Below are 13959 nucleotides of genomic sequence, written 5' to 3'. Positions count from 1 at the left end.
ATCAGTTTTACAGGAAGGTAAAGAAAATCATCCCAACAATCGCACCCGTCGTTCCTAAAATCGTTTCCATGATAGTCCACGTTTTTAAGGTTTGAGCTTCAGTTGCACCTGTAAATTTACCGAATAACCAGAAACCGGAGTCATTCACATGGCTCAGAATTAATGAACCACCAGAGATACAAATCGCTAATGCAGCCAGTTGTGCGCCAGAGTAACCTAGCTCACCGATAACAGGCAGGACTAAACCAACAGTCGTTAGACAAGCAACAGTCGCAGAACCTTGGATAACACGCACCGCACCCGCTAAGACGAAACACGCGACAGCAATCGGTAAACCTGCACCAATCAGCGAATCACCTAATGCCGGACCTACACCTGAGTCCACCAGCACTTGTTTGAATACACCACCTGCACCAGTCACTAACAGGATGATCCCCGCAGGTTGAATTGCCGCAGAACAAACTGCCATCACGCGCTCTTTATCCATGCCGTAGCGGAAGCCTAAGCCGTAGATTGCCAGCAAACATGCCAGTAATAATGCAGTAAATGGATGACCAATAAACTCTAACCAGTTTTCTAGATTCGAGCCTTTTTCCACAAAGTGAGTCCCGATGGTTTTTAAACCGACCAGCAATAGTGGGAACAACACTAGGCTTAAGCTGAAGCCAAAGCTTGGCATTTTGCCGTTAGTGCTTTGTGGTGCTTGGTAGTCAGCAGGGATTTCAATGCTAACAAACTTGCTGATAAAGCTACCAAACAGTGGACCCGCTAAAATCATGCTCGGGATAGCCGCACACAGGCCAATTAAGATCATCCAGCCATAATCTGCACCCATTTGTGATGCCACCAGCATTGGCGTTGGTCCCGGTAACAGGAAGGCTGCCGCTGCTGCCACACCGGCAAACAGAGGAATAGCTAAGCGAACCACGTTGTGACCCGTACGGTTTGCTACCGCAAATACCACGCCGATTAATAGTACGATAGCCACGTCAAAGAACAATGGCAGTGCGCAGATTAAACCGGCGATCCCCACCGCATAGTGCGCGCGCTTTTCACCGAACAGATCTAATAGCTTATGAGCGACCTGATCCAAAGCGCCCGTTTCATGCAGGATTTTACCAAACATGGCTCCTAAGGCGACGACGATAGCAAGGAATCCCAGGGTTCCCGCCATCCCTTTTTGCATGGTTGCAGTGATATCTTGGACTGGCATACCAGAAAATAGACCCGCGCCAATCGACACAATCATTAACGCTACAAAAGCGTGTAAACGCGCGTACATCACTAAGAATAGCAATAACACCACCGAGCCAACGGCGGTCAGTACCAGTGTTAAGGTACTTAATGTTTCTACTGGTGCGTTCATGCTTTATCTCCCGTCATGATTTGACGAATGGTTGCACAGGTATTGTCGATAACCTCATTGAGCGCAGGACGGATATCAACCGCATAAGCGTCGGCTTCTTGGGTATCTGGTTCTTGCAGTGTATCAAACTGGGATTTCAACATTTCTGGTTTAAAGAAATGACCACGACGCGCTCTTAAACGCTCTTCAATCACTGCTGCATCGCCTTTCAGATAGATAAAATAGAGATTTTTATTATCTTCACGAAGAATATCGCGATAACTCTTTTTCAATGCAGAGCACACAACCAGAGAAACCTGATTGGTTCTTTGCATTGCAAAAATGGCACCGTTCAGCGCTTCTAACCACGGACGACGGTCATCATCATTCAGTGCATGTCCTGATGCCATTTTCATAATATTGGATTTCGGGTGCAAAAAGTCCCCGTCTAAAAAGGCAGCTTGTAACTGCTGAGCAACGCCACTCGCCACTGCGGATTTGCCGCTACCCGATACCCCCATTAAGACAAATGTGTAGTTTTGATTTTGGGTATCACTCATAGGAAACTCCTCGGGTGTTGAAAAGAGGTTATTTAATTCTAGATTTGAAATTTAATTTAGGTTGTTATTCCGGTGCCCTGGCGGGATGTTACCGGTAACAGGTTACGGGTAACATTATTGCTAGTGGATATTTATTTAGCAATTAGATAGGTGAAGAAAACAGCGGAATTGTGATGGTAATCGCAATAATGTTTTGCTGACTCGATGCAACCTTATTAGATACTTTCACCAGTTAGTAACTTAAAACCAACATCGAATTTTTTCTGCGCTAATTTTTCACCGCGCATCCTTGCCAGCAGCACTTCTGCCGCCTTGCGCCCCATAAGGTCACGAGGGGTTAAGATACTGGCTAATTTCGGGGTCATCACCTGTCCCACATCGTGTCCGTGGAAGCCTGAAATCGCCAAATCGTTGGGGACATTGATCCCTAAGCGCTGGCATTCAAAAATCGCGCCAATGGCTAAGTCATCGTTGGTACAAAATAGCCCATCGGTATCAGGATATTTTACGCGGCATTCTTGAAGTAATTGTGCACCAAGAGAATAAGAGGAGCTCTCTTGAGTCATTAAATTACGTGGAGTCAGTTTGGCGTCGAGCATGGCTTTTTCATAACCTTCCAAGCGGATGATTGTTCGCTCATCTTGCCTCGCCCCTAAATAGACGACTTTTTTGCAGCCACGGTCGATCATCGCCTGCGTCATTTGTCGAGATGCTTCAAAGTTATCAATGCCTACCGCGGCATCAAAACAAGGCGAAATACTGTCCATAATTTCGACGACAGGGATCCCCGCCGTTTTTAACATACGCAGAGTGCGCTCAGTATGGGTACGCTCCGCTAAAATCACGCCATCGATATTGTAAGAAAGTAACGAAGTTAGACGCTCTTCCTCTTTTTCTGCACGATAACCATAGTGCGCCAACATGGTTTGATAACCGTGTTTGTCGGTGACGGCTTCAATACCGCGGATCACTTCGGCAAAAACTTGGTTAGTTAATGATGGCAATAGAACGCCGATGGCGTGGCTTGTGGCATTCGACAAAATATCAGGGGCTTTGTTTGGGATATAGCCTAATTCCTCCACTGCACTGGCAATTTTCCCGCGCAAGGATTCTGAAACTTGCTCAGGATTTCGCAGGAAACGGCTCACCGTCATTTTTGTGATACCGACTCGGTCGGCTACATCTTGCAAAGAAGGTCTTTTATTCTTCATATATCCCAGATTATCTATAATACGCCGTTATATTTCGCTATGTTCTGCGATCTGCCAGTGGATATCAATCCTTGATATTGCTTTAAATCACAGAAACATCGACTTTTCAGTGCTATCTCGTTTTTACTGTTGACTCTGTTGCCTGACTTCGCTAATTTTCGCGCTATATAAATATAAGTATAACGATATTAATTATGGCAATGAATAGACGACATTTTATCCAATCCTGCGCTGTCCTTGCGGCATTCTACAGTTTACCTGCATTTAGTCGCAGCCCTGTCGCAGAGGCATTATTCGGTACTTTACCTGCAAGCGGTAACATTCAAAAAGTGATCACGGCAGGCCCGCCCGCAGATTTACTGGTATTTGCCCTCGCCCCCGAAAAAATGGTGGGTTTTGCCTCGATTAACTTGAAAAAAGGAAACAGTGAACTGTTTGCGCCACAATGGATGAATTTGCCTGTTTATGGTCGTCTTGCGGGGCGAGGTAGCACGTTATCCCTTGAACAATTATTGGCTTACCATCCTGATTTGATCCTCGATACTGGCAATATCGATGAAACCTACCGTTCCCAAGCGGAAAAAGTCGCCAAACAAACGGGGATCCCGTATTTGCTGATGGACGGTAAGCTGATTGATGCTCCACAACAGCTGCGTCAACTTGGTCGCCTATTGAATGTTAATCAGCAAGCTGAAAAACTGAGTATGGTAGCAGAACGCTATCTTAGCAATGCGCAGCAATTTGCACTGACTCAGCAACAAAAACCCCTTAGTTTTTACCTCGCCAGAGGTGCAAAAGGGCTACAAACCGGCACAAAAGGCTCAATTCACACTGAAGCCATCGAAATGCTCGGTTTTCGCAATGTAGTAGACATCGATGGATTCCACGGTTTGACCGATGTTTCCATGGAACAGCTGTACCAGTGGGAGCCCGATATTATCATCACCCAATATGATGAATCTGTTGAATTAATCACTCATTCGCCATTATGGGCAGGACTCAAAGCCATCTCATCGAATAACCTGTTCGTATTCAGTGGGATGCCATTCGGTTGGTTAGATGGTCCACCAGGGATCAACCGTTTACTGGGCATGAGACGCTTACAGAGCCACTTTGATAAAGCAGTTGAAGAGACGATGACTCACGATCTCCGACAATTTTTTGAGCTGTTCTACCACTCATCGCTCACTCAAGAGCAGGTCGACTTGCTAATGGAAAGGTCATGACGACGAGCTGGCTCAACACCAAAACTAAGCCATTGTTATTGATGGTTATTTTGCTACTTTTTTTTCTGATAGCATTAACCAGTGGTAAATACTCACTAACCTTGGAAGAGCTCTATCGCTTGTTTACTCAAGCGCCCGTCGATGATCCTCGTAGCAATACGGTATTTTGGCAAATTCGCTTTCCGCGCGTCTTAGCCGCCATCTTAATTGGTGGCGGGCTGGCGATTGCAGGCGCAGCTTATCAAGGCATGTTCCGTAACCCCCTCGTTTCTCCCGATATTCTTGGTGTTTCCGCAGGCGCTGGCGTCGGGGCGGTTTTAGGGATATTTCTCGGACAGTCTCTGGTTTCTATCCAACTGTTTGCTTTTGTGGGTGGGCTTATCACGGTGGCGGTGGTGTATCTGATTGCTCGTCTAGCCCGCCAGCACGATCCTATTCTATCCCTTGTGCTGGTTGGGGTTGCCGTCAGTGCGATTTGTGGCTCCGCCATCTCATTGATGAAAATTTTAGCCGACCCCTACACGCAGCTTCCATCTATCACATTCTGGCTGCTCGGTGGTTTATCTTCCATTACTCAGCAAGATTTATGGTCAGTGCTGCCCATTATGATCGTGGGTTTCGTGCCATTATTGATGCTACGTTGGCGCATGAATTTGCTGAGTTTGTCCGATGAAGAAGCCAAAAGCTTAGGCGTGAATGTTACGCTCAATCGCACCATTTTGATTGTTAGCGCAACTCTGATTACCGCCAGCACCGTGTCGATAGCTGGCATTATTGGCTGGGTAGGATTGATTGTTCCCCATATTACACGAATGATAGTGGGCGCTAACTTCCGCTATCAGCTCCCTGCAGCAATGGCTATCGGCGCTATTTTACTGCTGATCACCGATACGCTAGCTCGCACCATTGCAGCCATTGAATTACCGCTCGGGATCTTAACCTCAGCCGTGGGCGCGCCCTTTTTCTTAGCCATTTTGCTACAAACAAGGCGGGTTAAATGAGTATTTTAACCCTAGACAATGTGGCGATTGGCTACCACCGCCAAGCCATTATTGAAGGCATTAACCTGCATTTACCTGAAGGTGAGATGACCTGCTTGCTGGGCGCGAATGGGTGCGGAAAAACCACCTTAATGAAAACCTTATTAGGGTTACTTCCTGCCATTGATGGGGATATACGCTTGCAAGGACAATCCATCAGCCGGCTGAAACAGCGAGATATCGCGAAAGTGATTGCTTACGTACCCCAAGCTCACGATACGCCCTTTACGTTTTCGGTGGTCGATATGGTGATGATGGGGCTCACCCCTTATCTCTCAGCGTTCAGCGTACCGGGGGAAAAAGAAAAAGCCAGTGCCATGGAGCAATTGACCCAGTTTGGCATTGCTCACCTTGCAGAGCGCTTGTATAGCACCCTTAGCGGAGGAGAAAAGCAGCTGGTTTTAATTGCCAGAGCCTTAGTCCAAAAACCCAAGTTATTGATTATGGATGAACCCGCAGCTAGCCTCGATTTTGGGAATCAAATTCGGCTGTTACAGCATATCGAAACACTAAAGCAGCATGGGATCACGGTGCTGATGTCCACCCATCACCCCCAACATGCCGCTGCCATTGCCGACCATGTGATTTTATTAAACAAACAACAGCAGGCACGGCAAGGCTCGACTCAAAGTATGTTAACGCTCACTAACTTGGCAGAACTCTATAATATCGATGCACCGAGTATTACGGCGCATTTTCAGCTTCCACTCAATTTTACTTGTTAAGGTCAGGGACAATGCTTATTCACCAACTCGATTTTGCCGCAATGTATCAGCAGCATATGCAACAAGCCCAACGCACACGCAAAGAGCCAGAGCATTGGGATAAAAAAGCCCACCAAATGGCGCAAAACTGTGCCAATCCGAACGATCCATACTTAATTCGCTTTCGCCAATTAATGGATTTTACAGGAGCAAAAACCCTGCTGGATGTGGGATGTGGACCCGGCTCTATTAGCCTTTATCTCGCTAACCAATTTCAATCTGTCACCGGCATTGACTACAGCGCAGGTATGCTCGAAATGGCCAATATTCGCGCCAAAGAGATGAATGTCATCAACGCGCAATTTAAAACCCTTGCATGGGAAGATAGCTGGGACGATTTACCAAAAGCCGATATTTCTGTGGCCTCCCGCTCTACCCTTGTGGATGACTTAAAAGCGGCGATGTTAAAACTCAATCGCCAAACTAACCTGCGCGTGTATACCACTCACACCGTTAACCCGACATTTATTGATGAGAAAATTATCCGTGAAATTGGGCGCGAAGTGGTTAGCCTGCCAACCTATATCTATGCCGTGAATATCCTGCATCAAATGGGGATCCATGCCCGTGTCGACTTTATTAAAAGTCCAAATCGGGGTGGATTCGATAACGTGGATGCATTTATTGACAGCGTGAACTGGTCGCTCAAAGATCTCACCGAAGAAGAAACTGAAAAGCTGCGCGCTTACTACGAGAAACAAACCGCCGATGGTAAAACCCTGCCTTTCCCATCCCGCGATTGGGCGATGGTCTCATGGGATGTGGTGGATGAAGCGGAACTGACATTATGATTTACTTGCCCGACACCTTAATTGACCAGCTGCTTCTCGACGATATCCAGTATGGGGATCTCACCTGCCGCGCCCTTGGCTTACACACCCAGCAAGGCACCATGACCTTTACCTCGAAGCTTGGCGGCTGTGTAAGCGGGTTGGATATCGCCCAGCGTATGCTCACAAAGCTGGGCATACACAGCGAATGCCTATTTCGTGACGGAGAAATTGTGGAGCCACAAAGCCGCTTGATTAACGCGTCTGGCTCGGTTGAAGCACTGCATCAAGGGTGGAAGGCAGTCCAGAATGTCTTGGAATGGTGCGGTGGCATCAGTCACTACACCCATCAAATGGTCACGATATTAAAAAAATATCACCCACATGGGCAACTCGCTTGCACACGGAAAACCATTCCCGCGACCAAGCCCCTTGCGTTAACCGCGATCCTCGCTGGCGGTGGCATTATCCATCGTGCTGGCAGCGCAGAAACTATCTTGCTGTTTACCAATCATCGCAACTGCCTCGCCAACCCCGATGATTGGCAATCTCATGTCGATACGTTACGAGCGGCCGCGCCTGAGAAACAGATCATCGTTGAAGCCGATGATTATCAGCAAGCTCTGCTCGCCATTGATGCCAACGCCGATATTGTCCAGCTGGATAAACTTCCTGTGGAGCAGATTCAGCAATTACAAGGCTTGGTGAATGAGAAAAAATCCCGCTGCCGATTATCCATTGCCGGTGGCGTTAACTTGCAAACTATCGAAAGTTTCGCTCAAGCGGGTGTTCCTCTGTTGGTCACTTCAGCTCCCTATTACGCAAACCCAAGAGACATCAAAGTACAGATATTTAAATCTTAACGACCCAAATACATAGATTTAAAACCTTATCCTGCGGCTCACCGCGGGATGGTGTTTTATGGCAAAAGCGACGCTCATCGTTATATAAAAATAAATATATCGATATAAGTCGCAGGAAAAACTAACTGGAAATTATTAATAATGAAAATAAAACAAATTACCTATTTGATAGGAATGGCGTTATTCGCAACACAGGGGCAAGCAGCAACGACCTCTCCAGAAAATAATCAGGCACAAGCTGATGCAAGCCGCGATGTGATGTCAGTCTGGAGTACCCCACTCGCCGCTGATGCTAACGTGATTACTGAGTCGCAAATGAAGCAACTCAATAAAACCAACGTGGCTCAAGCTCTCAGCACCCTACCCGGCGTGGCGATTCAAAAATCCGGTAACCGTAACGAAACTCAAGTCAACGTACGTGGCTTTGACAGCCGCCAAGTGCCTGTTTTCTTCGACGGTATCCCAACCTATGTTCCTTATGATGGCACCCTTGATCTTGGGCGCTTTATGACCAGTGAACTGGCGAGTGTTGAGCTTTCTACGGGGTATACGTCCCTGTTACAAGGTCCGAACTTAATGGGCGGCGCCATCAACTTAACCACCGCGACCCCAAAAAAACCGTTCGAAGCGAATATCAGCCTGAACCAAGGCTTTGCGCGTGGTGCAGATAATGCCCATAACGTTAGCGCCCGCCTTGGTGGTCGCAATGATTTAGGTTTTATTCAAGTCAGCGGCAGCCAATATAAGCAGCGCTTTATGGGTCTGCCTAGCTCTGACGACAATAACCCTTACGCGGGAACTCACGGGCGCCGTACTAACTCAGCCACCGATGATAAGCGTTTGATGTTGAAAATGGGTTGGACACCACGAGAAGCCGATGAGTATGTAGTGACTTATATTAAGCAAGATGGTGACAAGAATAGTGCGCCGAATGCCAACTCGGATAAGCAGCAGATCTGGCAGTGGCCAGCTTATGATAAAGAAAGCATTTACTTTAATGGCACGACCCAAGTCACTGACGGTATTGCACTGCAAAGCCGCGTTTATCACGATTCATTCAAAAACACGCTGCACCAGTACAAATCGGTCAAAGATTATCAAAAAGGTAATTATAACTACAGCCGCTATGACGACTACAGCAACGGCGCAGACCTACGCGCAGACTTTACTGTGCGTGAATTAGATATGCTGTCATTTGCCGCACACTGGAAAGAAGACGTTCACCGCTCTCGCAGTAATAAAACCAACCCATTTGACCGTTATAAAGATCAAACCTGGTCTGTCTCTACCGAATACCAATGGGTCGCGACAGATAAACTCGATATCATCGGCGGAATTGGCTATGACTGGCGTGATAGTGATGATGGAAAACGCTATGTATACAATAAAAAAACTGGCGCAATGGAAGGTGTCCAACATTATGACAATAACAACCAACATGCCTTTAACTGGGAGATGATGGCCCGTTACCATTTAGAAAATGAAGATACCGTTCAATTCTCTGTATCCGAAAGAAGTCGATTCCCGACACAAAAAGAGCGCTACACCGAAAATAAAATGAAGAATAATGATTCATTCCTCATTAACCCGCATTTAGATGCAGAGCGTGCACTAACCTTTGATTTGACTTATAAAGGACATTTCACTCCAGTGTGGAGCTACACCGCAAGCACCTACTATAACCACGTTTCTGATGCCATTATGGCGCACCATGTAGGCGAAAATAAAAAAGGTGGCGCATTACTGCAAAACCGTAATAGCGGCAAAGTGGATTATATCGGCGCGGATTTAGGCACTACAGGGCAAATCACTGATTGGATGGAAGCAGGTGTGAACTACAGCTATATCCACTCGGATCCGAAACACTATAGCGTACGCCATGTTGCAGAGCTGCCGACCCACAAAGCGTTTGCTTGGGTGAAATTTACCCCATATCAGCCAATGAGCATTACGATTACAGAAGAAGCCAGAAGCTGGGCATTTAACTATGTGGATAGTGAAGATAAGGTACGCGGCTTCGCCAAAACTGACCTCCGCGTGGATTATGACTTAGGGCATGGGCTATCCGTGAACAGCTCAGTCAACAACCTGTTCGACAAGTCTTATGAATATACTGATGGCTATATAGAAGAAGGTCGCAACTATTGGCTAGGAATTGAATATAAATACTAATACTTAATTTTATAAGGCAAGATATTACTTTCTTGCCTTATAAATTGAGAAATAAATTGTCTAATCAGTTAATTTGACCTATAAATAGAATTAAGCGAAACCCCTTAGGATAATTCTTATAAATAACTATACTTAGCACCCTGAAAATTTAGTTTTATCTACCAATATAACAACGAAAACGAATATATTTATAATAATAAACTATCAATAATATTTTATTTAGTTTATTACTCCAATATGATATTCAAATCAATATTTTTGCTAATTTATAGCAAAAAAGCTCATCTCCGAATACTTGAAGTTATTCCAATCCCTATTTAGACTATACCTATAATTAAATTAATAAAAATATATAAACCCCCAGAATAAATTTAACTTAAATTACACTAAGCCACTAATTAATAGTGGCTTAGCTATTGAATTATTTGAATTTCAGAGAGCAGACGATAACTATGATTGAAAAACATGATTATACAATCGATAACAAGTTTATTTTTGAGCACAGGACAAGTCGTATTTTTCTAAAAGATGATCCAGATCAACATATTGAATTATCTAAACCTGCTGCTCGATTATTTGGTGAAATCCTTTTATTAAATTTAAAGAAAGGTATTGCAACACGAGACGAACTTCTTACAAATGTTTGGGAAGAATATGGTCTGGTTGGATCAAATAATAATTTAAACACCTATATCAGCGAAATAAGGAAAAAACTTGAGCTGGTTGGTATTGATCCAAAAACAATTGTTACGGTTCCCAAAAAAGGATTTAGAATTGATAGTCATCTATCCAGTATTGCAATGGATAATGACAACAAGCAAACTGTATCTAGTGAAATTATCACTTCAGATAATTATGGAATAACAGAAACACTTGTCACCTCATCTAAAAATTTACTAATACCTCAAAATACTGAGCTGACAAACGTATCTATTTCAGAGGATAAAAATGAAACTGTAGTACTTAATACTTCAATAAGTAATAGTACAGATAATTCAACGATAAAACCCATTGCAACTTCAGAAATCATTGCCACTAAAAATAGCAATCTAAAAGGTAGGATGCTTTTATTCGCTATCATTTCATTCATCTTGATTGGATCATTTTACTTATATATCAACACACTAAAACCAAACAATGATGAAAGGAATAGCTATACAACATTTGGAAATCGAGATAATTGCGTATTTCAATCACCCATCAAAATGAATGAACAGGCAAAAAAAACCAATCTCGATTTTATTAATAAAAAGTTAGATAAATATAATATTGCCTGCGAAGAACCAAAACGAATTATTGTTCTTTCAGATGTCAATGTCTCTTACTCATTCGATAAAAATGCTGCAATTAGCGTTTGTAAAGAAAAAAATAATAAGTTTGACTGTGTTTCTATTAACGATCAGAGAATTTAAATGAAAAAGTATCTTATTACTGCGGCTCTAGCTGCGGTTATTATCCCCATTACTTATGTTACCTTTGCAAAAGATAAAGATGATGTGAAACTTTGTCATTCTGAAATTGTTTGGATAAAAGAAAATGGCACACCAGATGGTATTATCCTTAAATCTAAAATGTCATTACAGGTTTCAGACAATCATAATGGCAGAATGAATTTTTATGGTTATATAAAAAACCAAGAAACCATTTATCGATTAGATCGTGCTATTTATTTTTCCTATACACCGGTAGATAAAAAGGGTAATTATTTAATTGTGATGAATTCCTCATCAGTGACAAACTCTGACAGCACCCCTAATGACGTATTCACCAATTTCATTCAATTGGAAAAAGACAAAATAAAATATTATGTAAATGTGACTAGAATGGAAGATAATGTTTATATTTTGAAGGATGAGGCCTATTCTGCCTTCACCTGTTATGTTGAATAAGCATAAAGCTTAATAAGTTCTATATTAGAAATGCGTATTTTAGAATAAATAAAAAAGATTAAAAAAAAGCCTACCAACATTTACGTTTAAGTAGGCAAAACCGTCAACATGGGAAAATGACGAATACAAAATTCTTAACGCTTTACATTATGGAATGGTCATTACCAGTGTAATTACACCACTAAAGTTACCCGCTGCAACCGTACCATTCGTTTTCAATACAGATTCTACTGTCACAAGCTCATTCGTATTTGCTCTTGCATTGATGATCGTGCCAAACCAAGCCGGTTGACCGTTCAATGTCACTCGTGACATCAATTCACCATTCGGACGTAAATTCACATACTCTTGCAACATATTTGAAGAAACTTTTACTCGCATGTTTTGGTTACAAACAATCGAGAAGAATCCACGCTGCGTATTTCCATTCAGATCCCCAGTGTTCAATGTACCGTGATCTAATTCCATTCGGTTATTTGCAACATAATTGAAATAGCACTTACCGGCAGGTGGTGGCGCAATACCACAGATCCCACCGGGTAGCATTTTCGCAGAACTACTAGTACGGTTTGTGTCTAAAAAGATACCGACACACTCATCTGCTGTAATCGCTCCGGAGTGACGACTATCCCCTCTTTTAGGAAAACTTAAACCGCATTGATTTTGCGCTGCATCAATAATTGATTGCATCGTCGGGTAAGTCGCGAAATTTATGGAACACTCCCAGTCTTTACGAGACCCTGCTCCCCCAATATTTGGCGCTGTATGTAAATGGTTAATCGTAAAATAACAGTTCCTAGCGCCACCAGAACCCAGAACAGAAACACATGGGTTTGGTTCCGTAGGAGAGCTAGCTCTCCAATAGTCAAATTGGTAATAATAGGTATGGCTACTCCCTGAAGAGACAATGTCTTCAACATACGAAAAATATGTCGACCCATAACCAAGAGAGCTTATAAAAAGCAACGGTATTAAAAATAACCTTTGAATTCGTTTTCCCATTTCAGTTCTCTTTATTTACTTAATAAAGCTTAATTAAATCAAAGCCATAAACTTTGATAATAAAATTACTCGTACTCAAATATAAATGTTGCAGTGGCTGATATTTTACCGACTTTCACTTGTTTATTATTCACAACATCCGATGTCGCTTTGATAAATGAATTAAACTGTAATTCATTCTTACCCGCTTTACTGATCGGCATTAGCGATGAAAATTGGTTAATTTTCATCGGGGTTCCATCAGTTAACTCAATAAAAATACCTAATCCAGGGTTTAAATCACTGCCCGTCAACGCAAGGGAACCCGGCAACAATAAGTTTTCAGTTCCAGAGAATTTCACTTTCAACTTTTGAGCAATGGTCAAATCGCAATCTGACAACACTAACGTGAAGGATTCATTCGGAAATTGAAATCCCGGCTCATAGATATCCAACAGTCGGATATCACCAAAATCGACTTCAACCTTTGAATTTTCTGGTAACACCACACAAGGTGCGTTCACCAGCGTCCCTTTGATTTTCATATTATTCTGCGCGGCTTGCGCAGGCATCGTTGCTACCACAGCGAAGTTTCCCAGTAATGCAAATAAAATTCCAAAACGTATTTTCTTATTCATTATTGGTACTCCACTAGCATGGTTCCGTTTGCAATAAAGTCGCCCGTTTTCAGCTCTTTATTACCATCACGAACCAATACAGCCCAAAGTACCCCAGGGTTACTTGGGTTAATTAAATATTTTTTGCCTAAATCTAAAGTTTGATCGCCCAGTTGAAATTTAACCGCAAGATTGGTAATTCCTGTATTCAACCCATTAGTATCAAATGCACTTTTTGCGCCATTTAATGTTAAATACATGGCCCAGTTGTTCTTGTTTTCTTCACACTGGATTTGGTAATTCACTTGTCTTTTTTGAGCATTACCTTGAATGGATTTAATGGAAACGTTACCAAACTCCACTTCAATATCTTTACCATTATCAATATGGCACGGTGGCGGCGTGATTAAATTACCTTTAATCAAAATGTCTGTTTCGTTATCTCTCGCCATTGAAGAGAAAGGAAATAAGATAAACAGTAAAAACACCCCAATAAGCTTATAAATGTCCCGCATGTTTAT

At 43.1% G+C, this 13959-nt stretch carries 14 protein-coding genes; 8 read left to right on the top strand and 6 right to left on the bottom strand.

The annotated features are described in order from the left end of the window. Positions 1-7: 7 nt before the first annotated feature. From gntU to gntR, 3 genes are all read right to left on the bottom strand, one after another. Complete coding sequence (gene gntU / locus HFU86_RS02755) at positions 8-1366, bottom strand: gluconate transporter (RefSeq protein WP_036955341.1); 1359 nt, start codon at positions 1364-1366, stop codon at positions 8-10. Beyond that, positions 1363-1905, bottom strand: coding sequence for a gluconokinase (gene gntK, locus HFU86_RS02750; protein ID WP_036955343.1), 543 nt, complete (start codon positions 1903-1905; stop codon positions 1363-1365). The genes gntU and gntK overlap by 4 nt, the downstream gene beginning before the upstream one ends. 215 nt (positions 1906-2120) lie before the next feature. Then, on the bottom strand, positions 2121-3116 hold the full coding sequence (gene gntR, locus HFU86_RS02745) for a gluconate operon transcriptional repressor GntR (RefSeq protein WP_187128681.1): 996 nt from the start codon (positions 3114-3116) through the stop codon (positions 2121-2123). Positions 3117-3310: 194 nt separating this feature from the next. Here gntR and HFU86_RS02740 point away from each other — a divergent pair, with 194 nt between their 5' ends. The 8 genes from HFU86_RS02740 (at position 3311) to HFU86_RS02705 (ending at position 11840) form a co-directional block, all read left to right on the top strand. After that, on the top strand, positions 3311-4342 hold the full coding sequence (locus HFU86_RS02740) for an ABC transporter substrate-binding protein (protein ID WP_187128680.1): 1032 nt from the start codon (positions 3311-3313) through the stop codon (positions 4340-4342). Then, positions 4339-5343, top strand: a complete 1005-nt coding sequence (locus HFU86_RS02735) for a FecCD family ABC transporter permease (protein WP_187128679.1) — start codon at positions 4339-4341, stop codon at positions 5341-5343. The genes HFU86_RS02740 and HFU86_RS02735 overlap by 4 nt, the downstream gene beginning before the upstream one ends. Beyond that, on the top strand, positions 5340-6107 hold the full coding sequence (locus HFU86_RS02730) for an ABC transporter ATP-binding protein (protein ID WP_108479290.1): 768 nt from the start codon (positions 5340-5342) through the stop codon (positions 6105-6107). The genes HFU86_RS02735 and HFU86_RS02730 overlap by 4 nt, the downstream gene beginning before the upstream one ends. 11 nt (positions 6108-6118) lie before the next feature. Continuing rightward, positions 6119-6937, top strand: coding sequence for a class I SAM-dependent methyltransferase (locus HFU86_RS02725; RefSeq protein ID WP_187128678.1), 819 nt, complete (start codon positions 6119-6121; stop codon positions 6935-6937). Further along, complete coding sequence (gene modD, locus HFU86_RS02720; protein ID WP_187128677.1) at positions 6934-7779, top strand: ModD protein; 846 nt, start codon at positions 6934-6936, stop codon at positions 7777-7779. Before HFU86_RS02725 ends, modD begins: the two co-directional genes overlap by 4 nt. A gap of 141 nt (positions 7780-7920) precedes the next feature. After that, complete coding sequence (locus tag HFU86_RS02715; protein ID WP_132497092.1) at positions 7921-9951, top strand: TonB-dependent receptor plug domain-containing protein; 2031 nt, start codon at positions 7921-7923, stop codon at positions 9949-9951. A 452-nt stretch (positions 9952-10403) separates the two neighbouring features. After that, positions 10404-11363 carry a winged helix-turn-helix domain-containing protein gene (locus tag HFU86_RS02710; RefSeq protein ID WP_187128676.1) on the top strand — a complete coding sequence of 320 codons (960 nt, stop codon included), beginning with the start codon at positions 10404-10406 and terminating at the stop codon, positions 11361-11363. Next, on the top strand, positions 11364-11840 hold the full coding sequence (locus tag HFU86_RS02705) for a FidL-like protein (RefSeq protein WP_108479285.1): 477 nt from the start codon (positions 11364-11366) through the stop codon (positions 11838-11840). Between the two features lie 147 nt (positions 11841-11987). Here HFU86_RS02705 and HFU86_RS02700 read toward each other — a convergent pair whose 3' ends face one another. The 3 genes from HFU86_RS02700 to HFU86_RS02690 all read right to left on the bottom strand — a co-directional run bounded on the left by HFU86_RS02700 (position 11988) and on the right by HFU86_RS02690 (position 13953). Continuing rightward, the gene (locus HFU86_RS02700) at positions 11988-12842 is read right to left on the bottom strand and encodes an MrpH family fimbial adhesin (RefSeq protein WP_132497090.1); all 855 of its coding nucleotides are present in this window, start codon (positions 12840-12842) and stop codon (positions 11988-11990) included. Positions 12843-12907: 65 nt separating this feature from the next. Beyond that, the gene (locus HFU86_RS02695; protein ID WP_132497089.1) at positions 12908-13459 is read right to left on the bottom strand and encodes a fimbrial protein; all 552 of its coding nucleotides are present in this window, start codon (positions 13457-13459) and stop codon (positions 12908-12910) included. Continuing rightward, positions 13459-13953: a fimbrial protein gene (locus HFU86_RS02690; RefSeq protein WP_132497088.1), complete on the bottom strand. Its 495-nt coding sequence runs from the start codon at positions 13951-13953 to the stop codon at positions 13459-13461. Before HFU86_RS02690 ends, HFU86_RS02695 begins: the two co-directional genes overlap by 1 nt. Between the last annotated feature and the right edge of the window lie 6 nt (positions 13954-13959).

The sequence above is a fragment of the Providencia sp. JUb39 genome, from assembly GCF_012272845.1.
Taxonomy (GTDB): domain Bacteria; phylum Pseudomonadota; class Gammaproteobacteria; order Enterobacterales; family Enterobacteriaceae; genus Providencia; species Providencia lanzhouensis.
This window is presented reverse-complemented; position numbering and strand designations above follow the sequence as displayed.

What these genes read in the sequence shown, in the direction of transcription:
- gntU (WP_036955341.1), bottom strand. Translation starts at nt 1,366, where the DNA reads ATGAACGCACCAGTAGAAACATTAAGTACCTTAACACTGGTACTGACC.
- gntK (WP_036955343.1), bottom strand. Translation starts at nt 1,905, where the DNA reads ATGAGTGATACCCAAAATCAAAACTACACATTTGTCTTAATGGGGGTA.
- gntR (WP_187128681.1), bottom strand. Translation starts at nt 3,116, where the DNA reads ATGAAGAATAAAAGACCTTCTTTGCAAGATGTAGCCGACCGAGTCGGT.
- HFU86_RS02740 (WP_187128680.1), top strand. Translation starts at nt 3,311, where the DNA reads ATGGCAATGAATAGACGACATTTTATCCAATCCTGCGCTGTCCTTGCG.
- HFU86_RS02735 (WP_187128679.1), top strand. Translation starts at nt 4,339, where the DNA reads ATGACGACGAGCTGGCTCAACACCAAAACTAAGCCATTGTTATTGATG.
- HFU86_RS02730 (WP_108479290.1), top strand. Translation starts at nt 5,340, where the DNA reads ATGAGTATTTTAACCCTAGACAATGTGGCGATTGGCTACCACCGCCAA.
- HFU86_RS02725 (WP_187128678.1), top strand. Translation starts at nt 6,119, where the DNA reads ATGCTTATTCACCAACTCGATTTTGCCGCAATGTATCAGCAGCATATG.
- modD (WP_187128677.1), top strand. Translation starts at nt 6,934, where the DNA reads ATGATTTACTTGCCCGACACCTTAATTGACCAGCTGCTTCTCGACGAT.
- HFU86_RS02715 (WP_132497092.1), top strand. Translation starts at nt 7,921, where the DNA reads ATGAAAATAAAACAAATTACCTATTTGATAGGAATGGCGTTATTCGCA.
- HFU86_RS02710 (WP_187128676.1), top strand. Translation starts at nt 10,404, where the DNA reads ATGATTGAAAAACATGATTATACAATCGATAACAAGTTTATTTTTGAG.
- HFU86_RS02705 (WP_108479285.1), top strand. Translation starts at nt 11,364, where the DNA reads ATGAAAAAGTATCTTATTACTGCGGCTCTAGCTGCGGTTATTATCCCC.
- HFU86_RS02700 (WP_132497090.1), bottom strand. Translation starts at nt 12,842, where the DNA reads ATGGGAAAACGAATTCAAAGGTTATTTTTAATACCGTTGCTTTTTATA.
- HFU86_RS02695 (WP_132497089.1), bottom strand. Translation starts at nt 13,459, where the DNA reads ATGAATAAGAAAATACGTTTTGGAATTTTATTTGCATTACTGGGAAAC.
- HFU86_RS02690 (WP_132497088.1), bottom strand. Translation starts at nt 13,953, where the DNA reads ATGCGGGACATTTATAAGCTTATTGGGGTGTTTTTACTGTTTATCTTA.